Genomic DNA, 21,959 nt, shown 5'->3' with positions numbered 1-21,959 from the left:
TAACACTTTACCTGTATTCAAGCTGGCTCCGCGTCAAATCTCAAAGCTTCTCCCCTAACCTTTGTATCCAATTTACCATTCTCAAAAACAACTTTTCCTCCCACAACCGTGACCACAGGCCATCCAGTTAAATTCCATCCTTCAAAGGGACTCCAGCCGCACTTGCTCACCATTTCTTCTCGCACTACTGGTCGATAATTATCCAAATCTACTAATACCAAATCGGCATCAAAACCCGGAGAAATAGACCCCTTATTCGGAATCTTATAAGCCTTAGCAACTGCCGCCGACATCCAATTAGCAACTTGTGCCACTGTACATCTTCCCTCTACTGCTTGCGTCAGCATCAAAGGCAAAGAAGTTTCGACTCCCGGCATTCCAGACGGCGTATTCGGATAATCTTGAGCTTTTTCTGCTAATGTATGCGGCGCGTGGTCGGTGGCGATAAAATCAATTACGCCGTCGAGTAAAGCTTGCCAAAGTATTTCGTTATCGCGGGGTTCGCGCAAAGGCGGATTCATCTGAGCTAAACTGCCAATTTTTTGATAGGCGCTGGTATTTAACAACAAATGCTGCGGCGTAACTTCTGCTGTTACCCAACTCGGTTTTTCCTGGCGCAACAACTCAGCTTCATCCCCCGTTGAAAGGTGCAGAATGTGCAGACGCCGCTGATATTTATTAGAAAGTTTTAATGCTAGCTGAGTTGCCAATAAAGCTGCTTGGTTGTCTTGAATTTGCGAGTGCACGGCAACATCGGAAATCCCGGCAAATTCCTGACGCCTCTGGTTGATTCTAGCTTGGTCTTCTGCGTGCACGGCAATTAGTCGATCGCCGGCAGCAAAAATCTGTTCTAAAGTTGCTTCTCCATCCACCAACAACTGCCCGTGCATCGAACCCATAAACACCTTAATTCCCGGAGTCGGATTTGCAGTCAACAAATCCGGCAAATTCTCAGGCGTTGCACCAATAAAAAAGCCGTAATTCACCAAACACTTCTCGGCAGCGCGACTTAGTTTATCATCTAAGGCAGCTTGGGTTGTGGTCAGAGGTCGGGTATTCGGCATTTCCAGAAACGATGTCACGCCGCCTTTAGCGCAAGCGCAGCTAGCGGTAAATAAGTCTTCCTTGTGTTCTAAACCCGGTTCCCGGAAATGTACCTGGGGATCGATTACTCCGGGTAACAGAGTTAAGCCTTTGGCATCTATTTCTCGATCGCCAGATTCGACAATTTCTGCAGCAACCTTGACAATTTTGCGATCGCAGATTTGCACATCTCCTACCAAAAACTCACCATTGGGCAAAAGAATGCGAGCGCGACGGATTAACAAACTTGATTTGGGAGTCATAAGATACCATTAATTGAGTAAACAGCGTGCTAGCATGGAAGCATTATTAAGTTTATAATTCGTATCCAGCTCAGTCACTACAATACCCTATGACTCGTCTAGACAAGTCAGCCGACGAAAAACCTCCGCAAGACACCGAAAATCCTTGGATCGAAGGAATTAAGACGATCGGCTTAGCAGCATTTTTAGCCTTTGGTATCCGCACCCTGGTTGCCGAAGCACGCTACATTCCCACCGGCTCGATGCTCCCAACCTTACAAATTAACGATCGATTAATTATAGATAAGGTCAGCTATCGATTCCAAGACCCCCACCGAGGAGATATTATCGTATTTATGCCTCCCGACCCGGCTAGTTTGTGCACGGGACAGCCGCCACCGATCAAAGATGCCTATATCAAGCGAGTGATCGGACTTCCAGGGGACACTGTGGAAGTCAGAGAGGGAAAAGTTTTTATTAACAAGCAGCCGCTACAGGAAAAATATATTGAAGAAATTCCGCAGTATCCCTACGGGCCTGTAGTTGTAGCTCCAAATTCTTACTTGGTGCTCGGCGACAACCGCAACGCAAGCTGTGACAGTCATTATTGGGGCTTTGTACCCAAGCAAAATATCATCGGTAGGGCAATTGTGCGTTTTTGGCCACTCAACCGTACAGGTTCGATCGACCCCACGCCCCTTTATCCCGCTAAAAATTAGGTACAACCCTCAGTAGGGTGCGCTAGGCGCACCTTACTACTACAGATTAATGAAGGTCAAAATTTAAAACTTGCTTAACTTCCGATCGTGCTGCCATTCCAGCAGATTTAGTACGATGTTTCGCGATCGAGAACTTTCACCACTTTGTTATACATCTCCTCTGCCTCTTGCTGCGAATTGCCGATACTCGTCAATCCCAATTTGCCAAACTCCGACAAACAACCCATTAAATGAAACACACTGCCCGTCTCTGTACCGCTGTCAAAGTGCAGTTGATTGTCAGCAATAATATCCATCAAATCGTTGGGTAATAATCCCCGATAGCGCTCTTTTTTCAAATTGTCTGAAGCGACATAATATTTCGGACGGCCCTGCTGGCTGTAAAATAATCCGGTAGTGCGATCGTACCGACCGTTTGTTAACAGCTTCAAAGCCATAAAAGGATGAGTTGTGCCTCCTTTTCGTAAGTTAATTTCTATTGCTTGAAGATCCCATTTCCCATCGGATTGCTTTACAGCGAGAAAATCCACTCCAAATCTCTCTAAAGCCCCTTTTTTAGCTAAGTTTTGCCCGACTTTCCATCCCAATTCTTGCAACGCCAGTCGGTAAGATTCGTCCGCCGGAAATCGGCAACCCAAGAAAATTTGACCGTCTGGGCCTCCTAAAATCTGGTCGTGAGTGGAGAGGATTTCTACTTCGCCACTGGGAATAATTCTGCCTTGAACACTGGGCGAGAACTTTTGTTCTCCTTCGATAAATGCTTCGGCAATTGCCCCTAATTCAGGAATGCGGCTGCTAAAATTTTCCCAGGTTTCGCCTGTGGATTGAAAGCGCAAATTATGGAAGCAATTCCCAATTGCCTTCGCTCTTTCTTGAGGCGCTTTACTTGTCAGGGAACGCAAATCTAGAAGTGCATTTCCTTCTCCCGAAAAACCTTCATTTAACTTAATTACCATCCGCTGCAAATCCGGCTGCCGTTCCCACAATTGAGCGGCAGCTTCTGCTAAATCTTCCGCATTCCAAACCAACTCGGAACCGTCAGGATAAGGCACGCCACATTCTTGGAAAATTTGCCTGCTGCCGCTTTTTGTTCCCCAATATAACAGATCGGGATCGCTGGCCCACAAAGGAATCCCCAATTTAACAGATAACTCCCGTTCTAAGGGCGTCGAGTTATAACAAACCATATAAGATTTTGTCGGCCGTACTGCTTGACGAATGCGCTCCATCAAGCGGGGGCGCTCTAAAATTTTCTGGGTGAGGGATTTGGCAGAAGCATCGTAAGCGCTGAACAGCAAAAGCCGATCGCGCGCGTGAGAAAATGGAATTCCCGGCAGCAATTGCAGGTAATAATCCACAATCATCGGGTGCAAGGGCTCCGAGGTAATGTAAATTAAGCGCGTGCGGGGATTTCGCAGGCGAATCAATGAAAATAAATGTCGCTCTTCGTAGTGGTAAGCACCCTCAATTTTTCGCATTTCTTGCTGATCTAAGCTGACAGAAGGAATGATAATAATGTCACAATCTCCGCTGTCAAATTCTTCTATCGCTCGCCAACGTTCGCGTAATTCTGTCTGAAGATTGCGAAACTTCTGCGCCGATTCGGAAGGTGAATTATTTAACTCTTGCATTGCGTTTTATCCTAAGTATTCAAATAATTATTGCTGATGATGTCGGGTGTGTCAGCCCCAATAGTTGAGATAACTCACACAGTTTTTTTTCTAACGCACCTTACCGGGAATATTGACAAAAATGCCCAAATAGTGATTTAAGGTGCGTCAGTCGAAATATTTGAGGCAACTCAAACAGTTTTTTCTCACCTCGCCCAAAAACCTATACCGGGCCATCTACTCCTGTCGTGAATATCTAAAAATTTTAGACCAAAGTTTAATCTCCCAGATTCATCTGTGGAATAAATCTAAAATCTAAAATCTAAAATCGACTGACGCACCCTACCGGGGACGATCTTCGATTTCTGTCAATCTGTTCTAAGAAGCTCGCCGCGCTCGAAAAAGTCTGGCATACTGCAAAATTGGCTCTAAGCGGCGTTGATTTTGCTTGAGTGCCGATCGCAATTTTTCCGAAGGCCGGAACACCAGGGGAGCTGAATATTTGTTCAGCATCTCCATATCTGGCGACTGGCTCATCAGCATCAGCCGCACGTCTTTGTCGAGCAAATAACTCAGAGAAAGCAAATCTCCCATGTTAGTAAAATCGTTGCCGCGATCGCTAATTACAATTGTATCTTTAATCGATCGATTAGCTATCGCGTCTTGGTTAATAATTTTCGCAACTTCAGCATTAAAATAGCTCAAGTCTTTGCTCCACCAAGTATCAGAAAAAGCGCTGACCGTACAAGAGGCTACACTTGCTGTAAATACCAAGGCTAAAATGACTTGCCAAAACCGCTGCTGAGTTTTCAGGTAACAGGCGAGCAAGTAAGCAACTGCTAGCTGCACTCCGGGAAAGCAGGAAATCAGATAGCGGCTGACGGCGGAACGTTTGCCACCTATGATTAGATCCGGTAATGCCAGTATCAAAAAAGGTATAAAAATTGATGTTAAAATAAACAGCCAAGTTGAACTGCTAGCCTGGCGACAGATTTTGTAAATGGCTGCCGCAATTAACAGCAAAAATGGCAATCTCAGCAGATAAGTCAAGATATTATCAAACCCGAAGTCGAAGTCAAAAAATAAGGCTGTAAAGCTGAGCGTCCACAATTTAACAAGATACAGCCAACCCGGAGATACTCGCGTCCAATCAGTCGTAGAGGAAGCACGTTCCAGGTTGGTAGCCAGCACGTAAATCCAGGGAATATACAATATTAAAGCTGCTGTTACTGCCAAGAAAAATTGGGAATTAGTTAAGTGACCTGGCAATTTTGTTTTTTTGACAAACAACCAGTAAGAAATTATAAAAACTCCGTGTCCGATGAGTGTTAAACTGAAGAAAGGGTGAGTGTAGAAACCAAAGGCGATCGCCAGCGAGTAAAATACCCAATCTTGCCAACCCCGCAACCGCACTGCTCTCAGCAGCAGCCAACTGCTGCCAATAACTGTCGCTGTCAGCAAACTGTACTGCCTTGCTGTCTGAGCAAACAATATGTCAAAGGGAGATAAAGCCAAAAGTGCTGTTGCTAATAACGCAGCCAAATTCGAGGCGAAAAGTTCCTGAGCTAAAGCGTACATCAAAGGCAACGACAGCAAACTCAATAGTGCTGGCAAACTGCGAGATGCTGTTAGAGAACTGCCAAATTGCTGCATCCACCAACGAGCCATGAGAAAGTATAAAGGCGGATGCTGCGGGTCTTCTAGTGCTAAAGAACGAATTGTGTCTGCTTCTGTACTTCCGGGTTTAATCCTCTGATATTTTTGCAATTCTGGTGCATGAACAATCCGGTTTTGGAATAGTTCGTCGTCAATTTCTTGGCGTGTGAAACCAGCGGCGCGGATTGATGTGTAAGCTTCGTCGTGCCAGTACAGTTTGCGATCGATCTCAAAAAACCGAAATCCGATACCAAGTAAAATGCCGATCGCCAATAAGCTCATCAGCCAGGGGGAATTTTTGGTATTAAAAGATGTGTCTTGATGTGCTGTAGATCCCATGCTTGTCGTGACAACTCCTACACCAACTGAGTACAGTATGGTGTAGGCTTCTCAGTGACTCCCGGTATCCCGTCGGACATTAACTGAGCTTTAAGAACGGGTTGCCCCACCGCTCTATTTTTGATGTTAATAGCTGCATTGTGGTCGCGGTCAAGACTACATCCACAATAGGGGCAGTCATGCCAGCGAATATGCAACTTTTTGGGTACTTTCTCGCCACAATTGGAGCAATCTTGTGAAGTGTTATGGGCGCTTACTGGAACCGCCAACAAACCAGCATTTACGGCTTTGTTTGTCAGTATTGACAGGAAGCTTGACCACCCAGCATCCAACACGGATTTAGCCAACTTTGTACGAGCAAGCCCTTTGACGTTCAGCTCTTCATGAGCGATTGCGTCATATTTTGATAGCAAATAATTAGCCGTTTTGAAGTGAAAATCCTTCCTTTTATCAGCAACTTTTTTGTGTTGTTTTCCCAATTGTTTAACGGCTTTTTGCCTGCGATTGCTCGCCTTTTTGCGACGAGATACCCGTTTTTGGATAGTCCGCAGCCGTTTTTGCGCTTTGCAGTAGTGTTGAGGAATAGCCACGGCTTCACCCTCAGAAGTTGTTAAGAACTCCTTTAAGCCCAGGTCAATTCCAGCAATTTTATTTGAGTTGAAATCAGGCTTAATTGTTGGGACTGTCTTGTCTTCTAGGGAGAGTGTGACGTAGTAACCATCGGCTTTCTTGGTGACAGATGCGGTTTTGATTTTGAACCCTTCGGGCATAGGGCGATGCAAGACAACCTTGACTTTCCCGAACATCGGCAAGTTGATTAGATTACCTTGCATATACCCGTCTTTCATTTGAGGGTAAGTAAAGGTGCGGTAGCGATTACGAGCTTTAAATCTTGGCTGGCCGCTACGTTTGCCGTTACTATCACCTTTGAGAAATCTATCAAATGTTACCTTAACTCGCTTGACTACATCTTGAAGGACTTGAGAGTATATTTTTCCGTACCAAGGGTGTGTTTTTTTGAGTGGGGGTAGAGTCTTTTTCTGGCTGAAATAATCAGGATTGTCACGGAGTTCGCTTAAGTGGCAAACCAAAGGGCAAGCGTTAACAGGAGAGCGGTTTTGTTCGTACCAGTTAAACCTATCAGCCAACAAGTAATTGTACAGAGCGCAAAGCATTGACAGCAATCTGTCTAGCTCTGCGGCTTGGTGTTTTGTTGGGCGTAGTTTGTACTGGTAGGCTGTTCTCACTTGCTTGTCAATTGGTGTTACTATTTTAGTATACACTGATTAACTTATCTTGACAGAATCAAAGATGATTTTGTTTCTAGGGGTCGTTCTGTGTCAGACTTGAAGGCTGATGTAGTCCTGACAACAAAGTACCGAAAAAACTTATTCACCAAGAAAATGCTAGACCGCTTGCACGAGGTCTTTGAGGATTTACTGGAAAAATGGGAGTGCAGGGTGATTGAGTTCAATGGAGAAGAGAATCACGTCCACCTAGTGTTTCAATATCACCCTGGAATTGAACTCAGTAAATTAGTAAATAGCTTGATACTCCCCAGCCCGCTCCGGGACGGGGATTCTTGAAGAGTCCAGATACGAACTTTCAAAGGCGAAATCAAAGCGCCTCTACTGACTCTTTTAAGGCATAACCCTAAAGTTGCCGCTACTTTTCGCAAAATATTTCCAGCACCATTGCAATCAGCGTTAATTTTGCTTCCGTCTTTTGAGCAATACAGTCCGGGATTGATACGCTTTCCTGATTCTTTCCACCCTTCAGTTTTTTCGCCGAACTTAGGTAGTTCATCCTCATCTAAAAAACTCGCCTTACTTGTATAGCTCTCTTCAGTTTCAACAAACCGGATGCCATATTGTTCACAAAGCCCAGAAATCCTATCCTTCAATCGAGCGGTAGGGATTTGCACAAAATTTTGATTGGTCTTGCTACCAAGATTTATCTCTTGGCGCATTCCCTTGTTCCAACCAAAAACGATTGTACCTATTTTGTTTTCTCGGCAATGATTCAATACTAATCTAGCTGCTTTGTTGACAGCATCTCTCGTTTGTCTATTTCGTTTTTCCGTAATTTTTGCCAATCGCTTAGACCAAAAACTTTGAGGTTTATGCTCTTTTATTGATGCAATCCGCTTATTATACCATTGGTTTAATGATTTCAGATGCCGTCCATCTACTATAAAACTTGTTCCGACGGTGGAAACACAAGTTAACCAATTATTTAATCCTGGATCGATGCCCAGAGCTTTGTTAACATCTAATTCAACTGCTGTTGATTGAAGTTGATAAACAAACTCGACATAAAATTGTCCGTTTCTGGGTAAAATACGAATCTCCCTAATTGTCTTGTAGTCTAAGTTAGATGGCATTGGTAAGTAAAATTCACCGATTCCGAACCATAGCTTAACTTTGCTCCCCAATGGAAACCTCAGTTGTCCATTCTTCAGCTTTACATCTGCCTTTGGGAAGGTTACAAGTTTTAAGCTGTTTTTGCGGTATTTTGGCAGCTTAGGGTGTTGAGTTACCGTACCACTCTTGATTCCTTTTAACAGTCCAATATACGACTTAAAAGATTCCGCAACGCTGGTCAACGTTTGTTGGGCAACATGGGAATATAAAGCTTTAAAGTGAAGATTGTCTTTAAATAACTTGTGCAAGTCATACTTGCTAGGAATTTTCCCGGTTTTGAAATACAACTGCCGAGAGTAGTAAGTCCCACAATTAGCTAACTTGTTTGACTCTTCGCATACAAATTCTAGTACGCTTCTTAACTCTCGACTTAGACTGATTAGATTTTGTTGACATCCATAACTAGACATTTTTTTGATTCTCAATGTACTGCTTGATTACTGAAATTGCTGCGCCACCAACAGTTGCAATAAAATAGCTATTTGTCCATAGAGTTGGCAATCGACTTTTTAGCCAAGGGAATTCTTGACGAAGATATCGAGAAGAACGCCCTTTCATATACCGAATTAGTTTGGCAATTCCGAACTGAGGATCGCACTCAATTAAGAGGTTAACATGATCTGGCATTACTTCCATCTCGATTAATTCACTGTTAAACTCAGTCGCCACCTCTAACAATATTTCCTTTAAACGGGTATCGACACCCTCTACTAAAACCTTTCGACGATATTTCGGACACCACACAATGTGGTATTTACACGAGTAAACAACATTTTTATTCGATTTGTAATTGACGCCCATAGTATAACTATACAGCACGAACCTATATACTACATTAACTTTGTATTAAGATTTGTTGAATATTGAAGGCGGTTGAAACCGCAGCCGACTTGTCCCCGTGTCTAAAGCCAGGGGCTTGCGTCTCGCTCTTCGGTCAAAACCGTTACAAGCCGTAGATTGCGCTCCGAGTTTGAGGAAAGGGTGAATAAATTCTATTACAAGGATGTTTTATGGAATGGTTCTTATTTTATTGCTACGCGCGAGCGGTGTAACTGTGACGACATTGAAAAAGTACATTGAAGGTCAGGACTCGCCAGATTAATTGGTTGCTTCCGTTCCTACAGCAACCCGCCTATCCATCCCAACACCAAGCGGAGTACCGCTATGGTGTGGGGCTTCCGGCGAAGAAGCTAATTGTGGCGATTCCCTCCGGGATAGCTACGCTTCACGGAATTTGGAACTGTAGACCATCGTAAACCGCACTCCCAGAGCGATCGATACCCCGTACAGACCCCAACAGACGATCATTCTACCCTCTGCCGGATGCCGAATACCTCTACATCAGCGCCTTGTGAAAGCTGGCTCAGGCTCAACTACCTCGAAAATCAAGAATCTTCAACCAGATCCTTCCAGAACCTCCAGACCCCAAAAATAACTGCTAACATACGTGTTGTACAGTTAATCAACAAGCTCCGCAAGGGGTCTACCCGCATACCGCAAATGGCAAAAAAAGAAACGTCTATAAAAACTTCCACTGAAAACTCAGAAAAGCAAAAAGCCTTAACTTCCGTACTCTCCCAAATCGAGCGCAGCTTTGGCAAAGGAGCGATCGTCCGATTGGGAGACTCCACTCGCATGAGGGTAGAAACCATTCCCACCGGAGCCCTGACACTGGACATTGCTTTGGGCGGCGGTTTGCCAAAAGGCCGAGTCATTGAAATTTACGGCCCGGAAAGTTCCGGTAAAACCACTCTAGCCCTCCACGCGATCGCCGAAGTCCAAAAATCCGGCGGTATCGCAGCCTTCGTCGATGCCGAACACGCCCTCGATCCCACCTACGCCTCAGCTTTAGGCGTCGATATTGAAAATCTATTAGTTTCCCAGCCGGATACCGGCGAAATGGGCCTAGAAATTGTCGATCAACTCGTGCGTTCCGTCGCCGTCGATATCGTAGTAATTGACTCCGTAGCCGCCCTCGTCCCCCGCGCCGAAATCGAAGGCGACATGGGCGACTCTCACATGGGTTTGCAAGCGCGCTTGATGAGTCAAGCTTTGCGGAAAATCACCGGCAATATCGGCAAATCCGGCTGTACCGTCATCTTCCTCAACCAATTGCGGCAGAAAATCGGCGTAACTTACGGCAACCCCGAAACCACAACTGGCGGTAACGCCCTTAAATTCTACGCCAGCGTGCGGCTCGACATCCGCCGGATTCAAACCTTGAAAAAAGGCACAGAAGAGTACGGCAACCGCACGAAAGTTAAAGTTGCTAAAAATAAAGTTGCTCCGCCTTTCCGCATTGCCGAATTTGACATTGTATTTGGCAAAGGCATTTCTACTTTAGGCTGTCTGACTGACTTGGCCGACGAAATGGGAGTAATTATCAAAAAAGGTTCTTGGTATAGCTATAACGGCGAGAACATAGCTCAAGGACGAGACAAAGTGATCCAACACATGGAGAAAAATGCCGACTTCAAAAATGAAATTGAGCAGCTAGTTAAAAAGAAACTTGAGACTGGTGCTGTGGTTTCTGCTAATTCTGTTGCCCCTGTTGACAATGAGGATGAGGATGCAGAAGATCTAGACAATGTAGAAGATCTAGACAATGTAGAAGATGTAGATGATTTGGAAGAAATCTAAATCTTTTAGTCAATAAATCCGATAGCTGTTAGAACCCCGACTTTTTAAAGAAGTCGGGGCTCTGTTTATTCTGTTTTTATAAGATGTAGGGGTAAAGCATTTGAGAGAATACAAATAACCCCGACTTCTTCGATGAAGCCGGGGTTCTAAAATAAGAGTATTTCACCACGTTGTTTAATGTTGAGGAGTTTGGTGAAAGGAAATCTCTAAAACTTCTATCTGTTGGTTGAGAGCAGCAGAGCGCTTCTGAGCATATTTGTCGTGCAGAAAAATAGTTAAGCCTACACCCACTGGCAACACAAAATAGATAAATCCCAGCAACATCTGAGCAATTTCTTCTTGCGCTGCTGTATCGATTTGAGGCACAGCATTAGGTTGACTTGTCGTGCTGTTGACTGGCTGCTGATTGGATTGCTCGATCGCCTGTGCTTTTACTTGCGGTTGAGCTTCCTGGGCGATCGCCCCAGAAGCAGTTCCCAAGCATCCAGCCACCGCTACACATACAGTCAGAAAACTAAAAAGTCTTGATTTAACCTTTAATCCGTTGTTCATGGCACTGATTGAGTGGCGAGATCCTTGCTGGGTTTCTGTTTCGGTTAAGCGTACAAGCATTTTTACTTACCTGTTATTAAAATAAATTTAATTTCTGTATTCAAATATACTGTTTTTTTTATTTTAACACAATAAGTATTTATTACTAAAATTATGTTTAAATGCAATATCTGCATAAATTCCATGCGCCAATAGGGGTTTTGCTCACAAACAGTAACTTTATATACAATTTTTCCTCTGGACATCCACTTGAATTGGAACGCAACATTAAAGCGCGATCGTAAATAAACCGTTACCCCAAACAGTTAGAAAGTCAACTCGAAATTAATAATCTGTATTATTTATTAGGACAAGTTATATATGCTTCAAGGGCTATTATCGTTCAGAGGGCCTTTTCGGATTCTGAACCTGAGTTGGTTTGCTTTTTTCTTAACATTTGTAGTGTGGTTCAACTACGCACCCTTCAGCACAACGGTGCAGCACGATTTGGGATTGACAGTTGGGCAAGCCAGAATCATCAGTTTGTGTAACCTAGCTTTCGCAATTCCTGCACGTATTATTATCGGGATGTTGCTCGATCGCTTCGGGCCTCGCATCACCTTCTCTTCACTCCTGGTGTATGCAGCATTTCCGACTTTGGCATTCGCCTTTGCCCAGAACTTCAATCAGTTAGTTTTGAGCCGTTTGGCAATGGGAATTGTCGGCGCTGGATTCGTAGTTGGCATTCGCTTAGTTGCCGAATGGTTTCCCCCAAAAGATATCGGCTTCGCTCAAGGTATCTACGGCGGCTGGGGCAACTTTGGCTCTTTTGCAGCAGAAGCAGCGTTACCCGCGATCGCGGCAGGAACAGCTTTTCTCTCAGTCGGACACACAAATTGGCGGCTGGCGATCGCCCTTACTGGGATTGCCACAGCAGTTTTCGGAGTCATTTTTTACTGCAACGTTCAAGACACTCCTCCCGGCAAAGTCTATCAGCGGCCGGCCCGCAACGGCGCAATGGAAGTCACCAGCGCCAAAAGCTTTTGGGCACTGTCGATGACTAATATTCCTCTATTTGGTGCCTTAGCTTTGATTGTGTGGCGCTTGCAGAAAGCAAATTTTCTGACTGCAAATGTGATGTACGCTATTTGGATTAGTTTGACAGCACTCTATTTAATTCAGGCTTACAAAGCCTGGGAAGTTAACCGAGAAGTTGTCACCGGTCAAAAACATTACCCACCTCAAGAACGCTATCAAATCAGTCAAGTATTCGTATTAGAACTAGCTTATGCAGTCAGCTTTGGTTCAGAGCTCGCTGTGGTTTCCATGTTACCGGAATTTTTTGAACACACCTTCAATCTAAATCATGCGATCGCCGGGCCTATAGCTGCTACCTATCCGCTGATGAACTTGGTCAGCCGTCCAGCGGGAGGCTTAATTTCTGATAAAATCGGCAGCCGCAAGTGGACGCTGACAGTCATGACGGGCGGAGTGGGATTGGGGTATTTAATTATGAGCCAAATTAGCGCCAACTGGCATTTAGCAATTGTAATTATCATGACCATGTTATGTGCCTTCTTTGTCTTCGCCGCAGCAGGTGCAACTTTTGGCATCGCGTCCTTAATTAAACGAGAAGTAACTGGTCAAATTGCCGGAAATATAGGTGCTTACGGCAGTGTCGGCTCTGTAATTTATGCGACTATTTATAGCTTTCTGCCCCAAACAGTGGCAGGCAACCGCAGCTTCTTTGAGCTACTCGGAATTGCTGCTGTAATTGTGTGCTTCCTTTGTGTTTTTATCCTAAAGGAACCAAAGGTTATTGAAAGCCAAGATTTGGCAGAAGAAGCTATGCTGCTGGGCCACTAAATGGCAAATCACGTTTTAAGTAGAACAAGTTAAAAAAACAGAACACCCAGAAGCTTGACTTCTTTATTTAATTAAGAAGTCAGGCTTTGATATGAGCCGTAGTTTATTTATCGCTTTGGTCACTTACTGTGGCAAAGAAACTGGCTCGATGTACTGAGAATTAGCGCGCACATAACAGCCTTGTCTTGTCAGCAACCAGGGTTGACCGTTCGCCATCGTAATAGCATTTGCTCCCCTGAGTTCAGCAGAAACTGTATCTCTATCCGCGCGGTAAACTTGTTGAATTGCTCCGTTTGCGGTCTTGCGGCAGTTGAGTTGTCCATCTCGCGAGGTGACTCGCCAAGCAGGCCAAGTTACAAAACCATTTGTTTGACTCGACCAAGTATTAGCATTGCTAGAAGTATAGTCGCCACTTGCATTAGGACGCGGTAAAGCTTCAACTAAATTTACTTTAAATGTCTGGCCCATAGAAGGACAATTTTCTCCTCCTTTCACCTTCCAAGTAACTTCGGCTCCCAATTGGTTGCTTCTTCCAACTTGACGCCTGACAATGGCAATATCTCCAGAACAAACAATTTTTCTGCCAGGGCCGGTCGCACTGTCTTTGAAAGTCCCATTGTAATAGTAAGAGCCTGCTGCTCCTTCAGAACGGGTAATTAGAATATTGCCCAAAAATTCCCGATTGCCTACTTTTGTCAAGTAAAAACCGCTGCGATTGTTTCCTTTTTCTGACAAGTTTAAAGTCGTTTTACCGTTAGGATTAACATAAGTGGTAGCGCTAGCAGCACCACACCAAATCAAGGAAATAACTCCTGCATAGAACCACATATTCAGTCGTTTCATGGCAATACTTTTTATGAATTTATACAATTTATACTTTATTATAGCTAGCAGAAAAATACTTCACCAGTCGCTCAAATTAGTGTCACTCATTTGAGCGACAGCGCACTCGTCTGACCCTGCGTGCGGACTATCCCCGGCATCAACTCTGCATAACTTCACCTTGCTTCAGCTCCCTTCCGTTCTCTTCACTTGTCTGTACCTGCATCACGGGCCTTGCAAGCTTCAACTTCTGACTCATTGCAGGTTCCAATAATTAGCAGCAGAATAAATTTATATACGTAAGTAAAGGAGTTCAAATCACCGCTAGATACTGTGGATTTTACGGCTACTTCCGGGTGGGTCAAGTTGCCGCAAGTAACACTAGCCAGATTTGGGCAACTGGCAGATTTCACCTCTGAGCCTGTTTGTAAAGAAATGTAAAAGCTCCTGAAAGCCAATTACTGTGACAGAAAGTAAGCTTTCTAAGTTGAGTCGGTAAAAAAAGTCGTCTTGATTCAGCGCAAAAATGAACTTGACAAACACAAATTAATTTGCTCGAAACTTAAATCATTGTTGAAGGGATAATAAATTATGGCTGACGGTCAATTAGGAGTTATATTAAAGATGGCTCAAACAATTAATCCTCAAATTGAGAGCGATCGACACTTTGAAATAGACTTGGCAAAATTGCGCCAACTGCCAACAGGAACATTAGGGTGCGAAGTGGCGCGATTTCTAGACGAACAAGGCTTTGAGCCGATCGCATCGGGAGACTGGATTCAGCGAAACCACGACGTTTGGCACGTTCTGACTGGTCTTTCAGCTTCAACAGAAGATGAACTTGTACTTCAAGCGTTTACTCGCGCTCAAGTATTTCGTCCTTCTTGTGCGATTTTAGTGTTAGTTGGACTGATCGGTGGCAAATGCGCGATCGGACAAATTATCAAAGGCTTAAAACACGGAAAATTAGCCACTCGGTTAATTAATTGGGACGTTGCATCTGATTGGGAAACTCCTTTATCGGAAGTTCGAGAAAAACTCGGAATTCTACCCTTAATTGATTAGATTTTAACTCGTTACCTCATTGCAAAAGTATGCAAAGCAAAAGTTACAAACCGGAAATTAGCCTGAGTCCACGGGAAAGAGCGATCGCACAATTAGTAGCCCAAGGGCTGCCCAACAAATGTATTGCCAAAAATTTAAATATCAGTCACTGGACGGTTGCTACTTACGTGAGGCGGATTTTTATCAAACTCGGTGTTTGTTCCAGAACTGCGATGATTGCACTGCTGATCCAAGAAAATTTGCTCTGGGACTGATAAATAAGTAGCGTGCGTCAGCTAGCTGGAATTCTCTGGTAATCCAGAAACTCTAGGCACGACGCACCCTAAAAAAACCTATCCCTAGACAGATGAAAACCCGGTTTAGCTGTAAAACCGGGTTTTCATTTGCAATGTTTAAAACCTTCTATGCCAAAGCCACAGAACGAGAAGAATTTCTCAGAAAACTCAGCAATTCTCGATTCACCGTTTGCGGCGCTTCCTGCTGAATCCAGTGACCGCAGTGAGGAACTAATTTCAACTTAAACGGAGCAGTAATTAATCTGTCTAAACCTTCTACAAGTTTGTGGCTCAAAAACGCATCTTCTTCTCCCCAAAGCACCAAAGTAGGTACTGTCACAGGTTCTAATTTCTCCGCCAAATTCCAAAGCCTCTGCGGGTGAAACATCTGGCGGTAATAATTGATAGCGGCAGCTAATACTCCCGGCTTTTCTAAAGCAGTCTGATAAATCTTAGTTTCCTCAGCACTAAAAGATCCTTTGCGAACAGCTTGTCCTTGGAAAACATTGTGCACAAAATCTTTCAAGTTTTGCCGGATCAACCATTCCGGAATGCCGGGAACCTGAAACGCCAAAACGTACCAACTGCGGCGGATTTGATCTAAATTGCTCGCCATTTCCTGCACGAATCGCTGCGGGTGCGGAGCGTTTAAAATTGCCAAGCGGTTGAGTTGTTCGGGGAATTTTTGAGCTAAGTGCCACGCAATCGCCCCTCCCCAATCATGACCTACAACGTGAGCTTTTGTATAACCGAGGCTCGCAATCAAACCGCGAATATCCGCGCTCAGCGTATCTAAATCATAACCGCTTTCCGGCTTGTCGGAATCGTTGTAGCCCCGCAAATCCGGCACCACAACTTTAAAATGACGCGCTAAAGCAGGAATTTGATGGCGCCAAGAGTACCAAAACTCTGGAAACCCATGCAGGAGGAGAACGAGATCGCCTTCTCCTTGAGAAACGCAGTGCAGGCGGATGTTATTGGTTTCGACAAAAATGTGTTGCTGTTCGGAATCGAAAGAATTCATAGTTGGAAAGTTAGACTTATTTTCGGGAAGTACAGAACCCGCCGACTGGTAGCAGGCTAAAACGGCCCAATGCTGTTAATTTTTCTACTTTTATTGTAGCTGCTTTTCGATCCCCGTGGCTGCAATCTAATGAAACTTAAAACTTGTAGGGTTGTTGGGTGTCCGGTTTTTTAGGCGTAATTACTGAACGCACGTTTTTTACCTTAAATGTACTTTTTTAACAGCGGCGCAGGCGATTCAATAATAGCACAATTTCGTCCGTTGCCGATCGCATTTTTGCAGCCGATAGGTCCGATTGATTGACGATAATGCTAAATACCAACGGCTCGTAATTTGGAACTTCGATATACCCCGACAGTGCCGAAACTCCGCTCAAAGTTCCTGTTTTTGCTTGCAAAACTACGCGGTTTGGTGTATTATTAAAGCGATTTTTCAAAGTGCCGTTCTCGCCAGCGATCGGCAGTGACTGGCGGTAAATCGATGCGGCAGGTGAATTGGCCATAAATCTCAAAGTTTGCACCAAGGCTTCTGGGCTAATTAAATTGTGGCGGGAAAGTCCCGAACCGTCGGCTAATATGTAGCTGTTTGGATTTACTCCTAATTGAGTTAAAGACAGTTTTAACTCTTTCAAACCCATTTCACCTGTATCCTCTTGCTGCAGGGGCATCTTGTCTGTAACTTTTCCCAGCAATCTCAATAAAACTTCTGCATAAAGATTGTTGCTTTCCCGATTAGTTTCTCTCACCAATTGGGCGAGCGGCGGCGATTCAACGGTCGCTAATTCTTGATTTAAATTGCGAGAAGCTGATGCAACTAAAGTTTGTTTAACAGGAATTCCCTCAGCCGCCAGAACTTGCTGAAACTGCTGCAAAAAATTATTAGCGGGGTTGACAACTGCCACATAAGCTGATTCAGGTTCGCCACCAACTTTCAACTGTCCGCTCACTCGAATTATAGGTCGATAGAACTCCCTGCCAACATCAATAAACTCAGATTCGCTTTGGGCGACTGTTACTGAATTGTTCTGAAGTTGCCACTGATTTGCCAGCTTTGGTTCGGCAAAAGTAACTTTCAGAGGTTGCCCGATCGCCTGTGGGGACAAAAGAAGGTCGATCGCGTTTTGATTGAAAATTAAACTGTTAATCGGCGCTCCGTAACCTGCTTGGGCGTCTTCCCATTCCCAATTCGGATTGACTGCACTGCCTTGAAAATAGCTGTCATCGCCAATTAACTCGTTTACTTGGGTGATTCCTCGCTGCTTCAACTGCTGCGCCAAAGATTTCAACTGAGCCTCAGCAATGCTCGGATCTCCCCTGCCGGCAACGTACAAACTGCCATTTTCGCCGCTGTAAACCGATGTCTTAATCCGAAAATCTGCACCGAGTTTCTGCAAAGCAGCGGCTGTAGTTAGCAGCTTGGCATTTGATGCTGGAATAAAATATTTTTGGGCGTCGCGGCTGTAGAGAGTAGTAGTAGAAGATAGAGGTTGAATCAAAATGCCCCAGCGCGATCGGCTAAATTCGGGACGGTTGGCGATCGCATCTACTTGTACTCCCAATTCCCCAGGACAAATATCCCCAGCAACCGCCGACATTTGAGCCGCAACCGCCGACGGACGCCCCAGCACCAGCACTAACAAACTAAGCGCAATTCCTTGGATTTTCAAAGTGGCAGTTCCTTAACAATAACTATTAAAATTAGATGCGCCAGAGCTTGGAAGTTTCACCGAATCAAGTCAATATTAATAATAATAACGCGCATGAATTCTCGGATTGAACAGCGCTTCTACAGGTTTTCCCTCTGTGAGGTGCTCTTCCACAATTAACGGTACATCACTCGGTTTAACTCGACAATACCAAATTTCGTCCGGGGTAACTCGTACAGTCGGGCCAGTGGTGCACTGTCCCTGACAGCTACAGGCCTCAACTTTCACCCCTGCAACTTGTTGAGCTTCAAAAGCAGCTAGCACTGCTGCTGAACCATTTTTGAGGCAAGATACATACTGGCAAACCAATACACAGCGCGCTTCTGGTTGGGAGTCTGGTTCTCGGGCTGGAGATTCTGGCATTGGTAAGGATTTATCCGCTCTTTAATATATCTTAACAATATTGTCAGGTCGATCGCCCGCTGGAGGGAGGCAAGTGGCAGAATTTTATAGTGCGATCGAAAAAAACAGCAAAATTCTGGCATTCAAACTTTTTCCTTCTTTACTACCTTCAAACCAATCCTTTCAGCAGAGCTGCCTTTCTTCAGTCTGTGTCACGCTTTCCCTATATGATCGATTTAGAGCAACAACTCAATCAACCGCTAATCATGCCAAAAACAGTAGCCGATGTAATGAGCCGCGAGCCGATTTTGGCGCGACCCGAAATGCCCTTGAACGAAGCGATTAAAATTTTAGCCGATCGACGCATTAGCGGTCTTCCCGTCGTAGATGAGAATGACTTGTTGGTAGGAGTCATCTCCGAAACCGACTTGATGTGGCGGGAAACCGGCGTAACTCCCCCCGCTTATATCATGGTGCTTGACAGCGTGATTTATTTGGAAAATCCATCTCGTTACGAGCGAGAACTCCACAAGGCTTTAGGACAAACAGTAGGAGAAGCGATGAGTAAAGAACCTGTTACCATCGGGCCCGATCAATCTGTCCAAGAAGCTGCCAAACTGATGCACGATCGCAGCATCCACCGATTGCCGGTGGTTGATACTGCCGGCAAAGTAATCGGCATCCTCACTAGGGGAGATATTATCCGATCGATGGCTGCCGAATCTTAAATTAACTGTTGCAGTTCCAGGACTGTATCAGAAAATGAGTCGTGAAGCGAAGCTATCCCGTAGGGAATCGCTCTTTCAATCTCCCTCGCTTTTGGCAATTACCAATTACCAAATCTAAAATCTAAAATCTAAAATCTAAAATCCGATGAGCATTACCCCTGAGTCTGTCGAACAATTGCTGAATTCCGAGGATTTTGGCGAAAGACTGCGAGCAGTCAACCAACTGCGGCAACTAGAACCCGCGATCGCCTATAAACTGATTCAAATTGCGATCGGCGATAAAAACGTCCGGGTTCGCTACGCAGCAGTCAGCCAGATATCAACCCTCGGTACGCAGAATCTGCCGAACGCTTTAGAGGTACTGCGAAACAGCCTGAACAACGACCCCGAACCCGACGTGCAAGCAGCAGCAGCCGATGCTTTGGGCGCATTGAAATTAACCGATGCTTTAGAAGATTTGCAGAAAGTTTATAGCAGTACCTCTGAATGGCTGGTGCAACTGAGCATCGTGGCGGCTTTGGGAGAAATGGGAGATCCGAAAGCCTTTCCGATGTTAGAAAATGCCCTGACTTCTGAAAACGAATTGATCCAAACCATTGCCATCAGCGCATTAGGTGAATTGGGAGATAGACGGGCGCTGCCGCTGCTGCTTCCCTACGCTTCCAATGCTGATTGGCAGATCCGTTACAGAGTAGCTCAAGCTCTGGGGCGGTTGGGCGGTACAGAAGCAGAGGAGGTTTTGGAAATTCTCGCCAAAGATGAGGTTGAACAAGTTGCTCAGGAGGCTAAAGCCGGACAAGAAAATAGTTTGAAATCTTGAGATTGCTTTGGCGATCGGGAACAACTCTGCGCGGTTGTGAATTTTGAATTAATTTAGAATTTTTTGTGCGGATTCTAGTAACAACTTCGTTCGCGATCGCACACAGAATTCAGAAACCCGGTTTCTTCCTATATTGCTCGTTTTTGTCTGCAAAACTCGTAGAAACCGGGTTTCTAGCCAGCCAGCGGGCTGGGTGGAAGGTGCAAAGCTTACTAATCAGGAAAAATCTAAAATCTAAAATCTAAAATTGTATTGATGCCAATGGCGATCGCAAATTCCTTTGAAAATCTCCTTAAAGTCGATCGCACTCTTCGCTTTCCCAATCAGAGCCTGCCTCTTGACATCCCCACTTTGACAAAAGCTATAATTAAAATAAAATAAATACAGTAGCGGCAGGGATTAACACAATTATTGAATTGTACCCAACCAGCTAGCGATCGGGGAAACTATCGTTAAGACGGTAAGCCATCTACCAGCAAAACCAAGTCTTAAAACTCTCGATCATCCCCATGCTTGAACAACTACAAAATTCCGCTTCTCAATCCTCGGACATTTTAACAGGAGAGCGATCTGTCTCTCAAGTCGCACCAACTCCAATTAATCAAAACTTTATTTATAGAGTTTTAGAACTTACGAACTTAGAACGCAGTAAATTAGGTTTGTCCCCGCTAACCTTAAATACTCAGTTACTAAATGCGGCGGAAAATCACAGCCAGAAGATGGCACTGCAAGACTTCTTTTCGCATACCGGGAAAGATGGTTCGTCATTAGGAAGTCGAATTTCTGCAACAGGCTATCAATTCTCAACGGCAGCAGAAAATATTGCTGCGGGTTATTCTACACCCGAACAAGTTGTATCATCTTGGATGAACAGCAGCGGCCACCGCGCTAACATTCTTAACCCCAATCTCAAAGAAATTGGCATCGGTTACTATTTCTTAGCCGACGATACTGGCACAGAAAATTGGAATCACTATTGGACGCAAGTTTTTGCGACTTCTCTTGACGGTAGTGTCAATCCCGCACCGACACCGACACCGACTCCCACACCAAACACTATATCTATTACTTCGCCAATACCCAATGCTACAGGGGACGGCAGCCCGACGACAGCACCCAAAAATACAGCCAGCGACGGCAATTATTTCCTATCAGATAGTGCCGATAGTGAAATACCGACAAATGCTGCGGGATTGCCAATTTTTGCCCTTTCCGGCAAAGACAATCTCACCGGGGGAGAAGGTGCTGATAGCATTAATGGAATGCAGGGTGCGGATACAATTAATGGCGCAGGTGGCAATGACAGCTTATCGGGCGGCAAAGAATCCGATTCAATTGATGGCGGTGTTGGCAATGATTTTATCAGCGGCAATAACGATAACGATCGACTAATCGGATCTGACGGTAACAATACTATTCGCGGCGGCAAAGAAGATGATGTCTTGGTTGGCGGTAACAGCCACGATGTGTTGGCGGGCGATCGCGGTCAAGATATTCTGACCGGCGGTGCTGGAAATGATACGTTTATCCTAGCAGGAGGTTTGTCTGCGGCGGCTACTTTAATTAGTGCGGATGTAATTGTCGATTTTGGGGCTGGGGATAAAATTGGTTTGACCGACGGTATCGGGTTTGCAAACTTGACTTTTGAAGCTGTGAGTTTGCAGTTGGATGGAGGTGCAAGTGTCGCTTCTACGGCGATTAAGTCGGGCAGTAATTATTTGGGAATCGTGCAGGGTGTCAGTCAAAGTCAGCTTGCATCTTCTGTTTTTGTCAACGTCTAAAAAACAGCATACCCAGATTCCCGACTTCTTGGAGAAGTCAGGAATCTAAAAACAAGAGCGCTTTACATTTAACTTTGAGAGTATAATCGGGTTGGCTGTTTTGAGAGATTGATTGTTATAAAGTCCTGGACGGAAAAACACGGCGCTACGATCGCCGTCAACTCAACCGCAGGCAGGGGTACTGAGTTTACGATCGCATTACCAGTAAAAGCCAACTTAATCCGGTCAAGTCAGAGCTTTTTGCAAGCTTCCGTCATACCCTTCGGGTTGACGGCGAGTTCTTGACTG

At 44.8% G+C, this 21,959-nt stretch carries 21 protein-coding genes and 1 pseudogene; 11 read left to right on the top strand and 11 right to left on the bottom strand.

Translation table 11 applies throughout. From position 1 onward, the window contains the following. Window positions 1-17: 17 nt before the first annotated feature. Entirely contained in the window at window positions 18-1,346 is a 1,329-nt protein-coding gene (locus QUA33_RS00715; protein WP_333145663.1) for a dihydroorotase, read from the bottom strand. Window positions 1,347-1,435: 89 nt separating this feature from the next. Here QUA33_RS00715 and lepB point away from each other — a divergent pair, with 89 nt between their 5' ends. After that, window positions 1,436-2,044, top strand: a complete 609-nt coding sequence (lepB, locus tag QUA33_RS00710; protein ID WP_015174642.1) for a signal peptidase I — start codon at window positions 1,436-1,438, stop codon at window positions 2,042-2,044. A gap of 107 nt (window positions 2,045-2,151) precedes the next feature. On the opposite strand, the gene QUA33_RS00705 is transcribed toward lepB, so the two are convergent. From QUA33_RS00705 to QUA33_RS00695, 3 genes are all read right to left on the bottom strand, one after another. Further along, window positions 2,152-3,675, bottom strand: coding sequence for a peptide ligase PGM1-related protein (locus tag QUA33_RS00705; protein WP_333099547.1), 1,524 nt, complete (start codon window positions 3,673-3,675; stop codon window positions 2,152-2,154). Between the two features lie 357 nt (window positions 3,676-4,032). Further along, window positions 4,033-5,649 carry a glycosyltransferase family 39 protein gene (locus tag QUA33_RS00700; protein WP_333145662.1) on the bottom strand — a complete coding sequence of 539 codons (1,617 nt, stop codon included), beginning with the start codon at window positions 5,647-5,649 and terminating at the stop codon, window positions 4,033-4,035. Between the two features lie 17 nt (window positions 5,650-5,666). Then, window positions 5,667-6,932: an RNA-guided endonuclease InsQ/TnpB family protein gene (locus tag QUA33_RS00695; RefSeq protein ID WP_445243202.1), complete on the bottom strand. Its 1,266-nt coding sequence runs from the start codon at window positions 6,930-6,932 to the stop codon at window positions 5,667-5,669. Window positions 6,933-6,953: 21 nt separating this feature from the next. On the opposite strand from QUA33_RS00695, the pseudogene tnpA (QUA33_RS00690) reads away from it, so the two are divergent. Beyond that, window positions 6,954-7,199: pseudogene (tnpA, locus tag QUA33_RS00690) on the top strand (IS200/IS605 family transposase); the annotation flags it as partial. On the opposite strand, the gene QUA33_RS00685 reads toward tnpA (QUA33_RS00690), so the two are convergent. Both QUA33_RS00685 and tnpA (QUA33_RS00680) read right to left on the bottom strand, forming a co-directional pair. Then, window positions 7,160-8,482 (bottom strand): transposase, encoded by a 1,323-nt coding sequence (locus QUA33_RS00685; RefSeq protein WP_333145660.1) that lies wholly within the window; start codon window positions 8,480-8,482, stop codon window positions 7,160-7,162. The pseudogene tnpA (QUA33_RS00690) and the gene QUA33_RS00685 sit on opposite strands and share 40 nt — an antisense overlap. Beyond that, complete coding sequence (tnpA, locus tag QUA33_RS00680) at window positions 8,475-8,873, bottom strand: IS200/IS605 family transposase (RefSeq protein ID WP_333145658.1); 399 nt, start codon at window positions 8,871-8,873, stop codon at window positions 8,475-8,477. The genes QUA33_RS00685 and tnpA (QUA33_RS00680) overlap by 8 nt, the downstream gene beginning before the upstream one ends. A 180-nt stretch (window positions 8,874-9,053) precedes the next feature. Here tnpA (QUA33_RS00680) and QUA33_RS28145 point away from each other — a divergent pair, with 180 nt between their 5' ends. Next, complete coding sequence (locus QUA33_RS28145; protein WP_445243205.1) at window positions 9,054-9,152, top strand: hypothetical protein; 99 nt, start codon at window positions 9,054-9,056, stop codon at window positions 9,150-9,152. Between the two features lie 420 nt (window positions 9,153-9,572). Further along, entirely contained in the window at window positions 9,573-10,712 is a 1,140-nt protein-coding gene (gene recA, locus QUA33_RS00675) for a recombinase RecA (protein WP_333099543.1), read from the top strand. 174 nt (window positions 10,713-10,886) lie between these two features. Here recA and QUA33_RS00670 read toward each other — a convergent pair whose 3' ends face one another. Next, on the bottom strand, window positions 10,887-11,324 hold the full coding sequence (locus tag QUA33_RS00670) for a hypothetical protein (RefSeq protein WP_333145657.1): 438 nt from the start codon (window positions 11,322-11,324) through the stop codon (window positions 10,887-10,889). A 300-nt stretch (window positions 11,325-11,624) separates the two neighbouring features. Between QUA33_RS00670 and QUA33_RS00665 the strand changes: the two genes are divergently transcribed. Further along, window positions 11,625-13,109: a NarK family nitrate/nitrite MFS transporter gene (locus QUA33_RS00665; protein WP_333099539.1), complete on the top strand. Its 1,485-nt coding sequence runs from the start codon at window positions 11,625-11,627 to the stop codon at window positions 13,107-13,109. 123 nt (window positions 13,110-13,232) lie between these two features. Here QUA33_RS00665 and QUA33_RS00660 read toward each other — a convergent pair whose 3' ends face one another. Further along, window positions 13,233-13,952: a hypothetical protein gene (locus QUA33_RS00660; protein ID WP_333145655.1), complete on the bottom strand. Its 720-nt coding sequence runs from the start codon at window positions 13,950-13,952 to the stop codon at window positions 13,233-13,235. A gap of 570 nt (window positions 13,953-14,522) precedes the next feature. On the opposite strand from QUA33_RS00660, the gene QUA33_RS00655 reads away from it, so the two are divergent. Together QUA33_RS00655 and QUA33_RS00650 are read left to right on the top strand one after the other, a co-directional pair. After that, complete coding sequence (locus QUA33_RS00655; protein WP_333099535.1) at window positions 14,523-14,996, top strand: Coq4 family protein; 474 nt, start codon at window positions 14,523-14,525, stop codon at window positions 14,994-14,996. A 29-nt stretch (window positions 14,997-15,025) separates the two neighbouring features. Next, window positions 15,026-15,250 (top strand): helix-turn-helix transcriptional regulator, encoded by a 225-nt coding sequence (locus tag QUA33_RS00650; protein WP_333036912.1) that lies wholly within the window; start codon window positions 15,026-15,028, stop codon window positions 15,248-15,250. A 148-nt stretch (window positions 15,251-15,398) separates the two neighbouring features. Here QUA33_RS00650 and QUA33_RS00645 read toward each other — a convergent pair whose 3' ends face one another. The 3 genes from QUA33_RS00645 to QUA33_RS00635 all read right to left on the bottom strand — a co-directional run bounded on the left by QUA33_RS00645 (window position 15,399) and on the right by QUA33_RS00635 (window position 18,363). Continuing rightward, complete coding sequence (locus QUA33_RS00645; protein ID WP_333099533.1) at window positions 15,399-16,295, bottom strand: alpha/beta hydrolase; 897 nt, start codon at window positions 16,293-16,295, stop codon at window positions 15,399-15,401. A 217-nt stretch (window positions 16,296-16,512) separates the two neighbouring features. Beyond that, window positions 16,513-17,955, bottom strand: coding sequence for a D-alanyl-D-alanine carboxypeptidase/D-alanyl-D-alanine endopeptidase (gene dacB / locus QUA33_RS00640; RefSeq protein WP_445243206.1), 1,443 nt, complete (start codon window positions 17,953-17,955; stop codon window positions 16,513-16,515). Window positions 17,956-18,036: 81 nt separating this feature from the next. Continuing rightward, on the bottom strand, window positions 18,037-18,363 hold the full coding sequence (locus QUA33_RS00635) for a (2Fe-2S) ferredoxin domain-containing protein (protein WP_333099530.1): 327 nt from the start codon (window positions 18,361-18,363) through the stop codon (window positions 18,037-18,039). A 206-nt stretch (window positions 18,364-18,569) separates the two neighbouring features. Here QUA33_RS00635 and QUA33_RS00630 point away from each other — a divergent pair, with 206 nt between their 5' ends. From QUA33_RS00630 to QUA33_RS00615, 4 genes are all read left to right on the top strand, one after another. Then, window positions 18,570-19,070, top strand: coding sequence for a CBS domain-containing protein (locus tag QUA33_RS00630; protein WP_333099528.1), 501 nt, complete (start codon window positions 18,570-18,572; stop codon window positions 19,068-19,070). Between the two features lie 145 nt (window positions 19,071-19,215). Next, window positions 19,216-19,890, top strand: a complete 675-nt coding sequence (nblB, locus tag QUA33_RS00625) for a phycobilisome degradation protein NblB (protein WP_333145650.1) — start codon at window positions 19,216-19,218, stop codon at window positions 19,888-19,890. 509 nt (window positions 19,891-20,399) lie between these two features. Further along, window positions 20,400-21,671, top strand: coding sequence for a CAP domain-containing protein (locus QUA33_RS00620; protein ID WP_333145648.1), 1,272 nt, complete (start codon window positions 20,400-20,402; stop codon window positions 21,669-21,671). A gap of 108 nt (window positions 21,672-21,779) precedes the next feature. Continuing rightward, window positions 21,780-21,956 (top strand): hypothetical protein, encoded by a 177-nt coding sequence (locus QUA33_RS00615; RefSeq protein ID WP_333145645.1) that lies wholly within the window; start codon window positions 21,780-21,782, stop codon window positions 21,954-21,956. The last annotated feature ends 3 nt before the right edge of the window (window positions 21,957-21,959 follow it).

The sequence above is a fragment of the Microcoleus sp. Pol14D4 genome (assembly GCF_036701245.1).
Taxonomy (GTDB): domain Bacteria; phylum Cyanobacteriota; class Cyanobacteriia; order Cyanobacteriales; family Microcoleaceae; genus Microcoleus.
The sequence above is the reverse complement of the archived record's forward strand: the minus strand, read 5'-3'. Positions and strand labels throughout refer to the sequence as shown.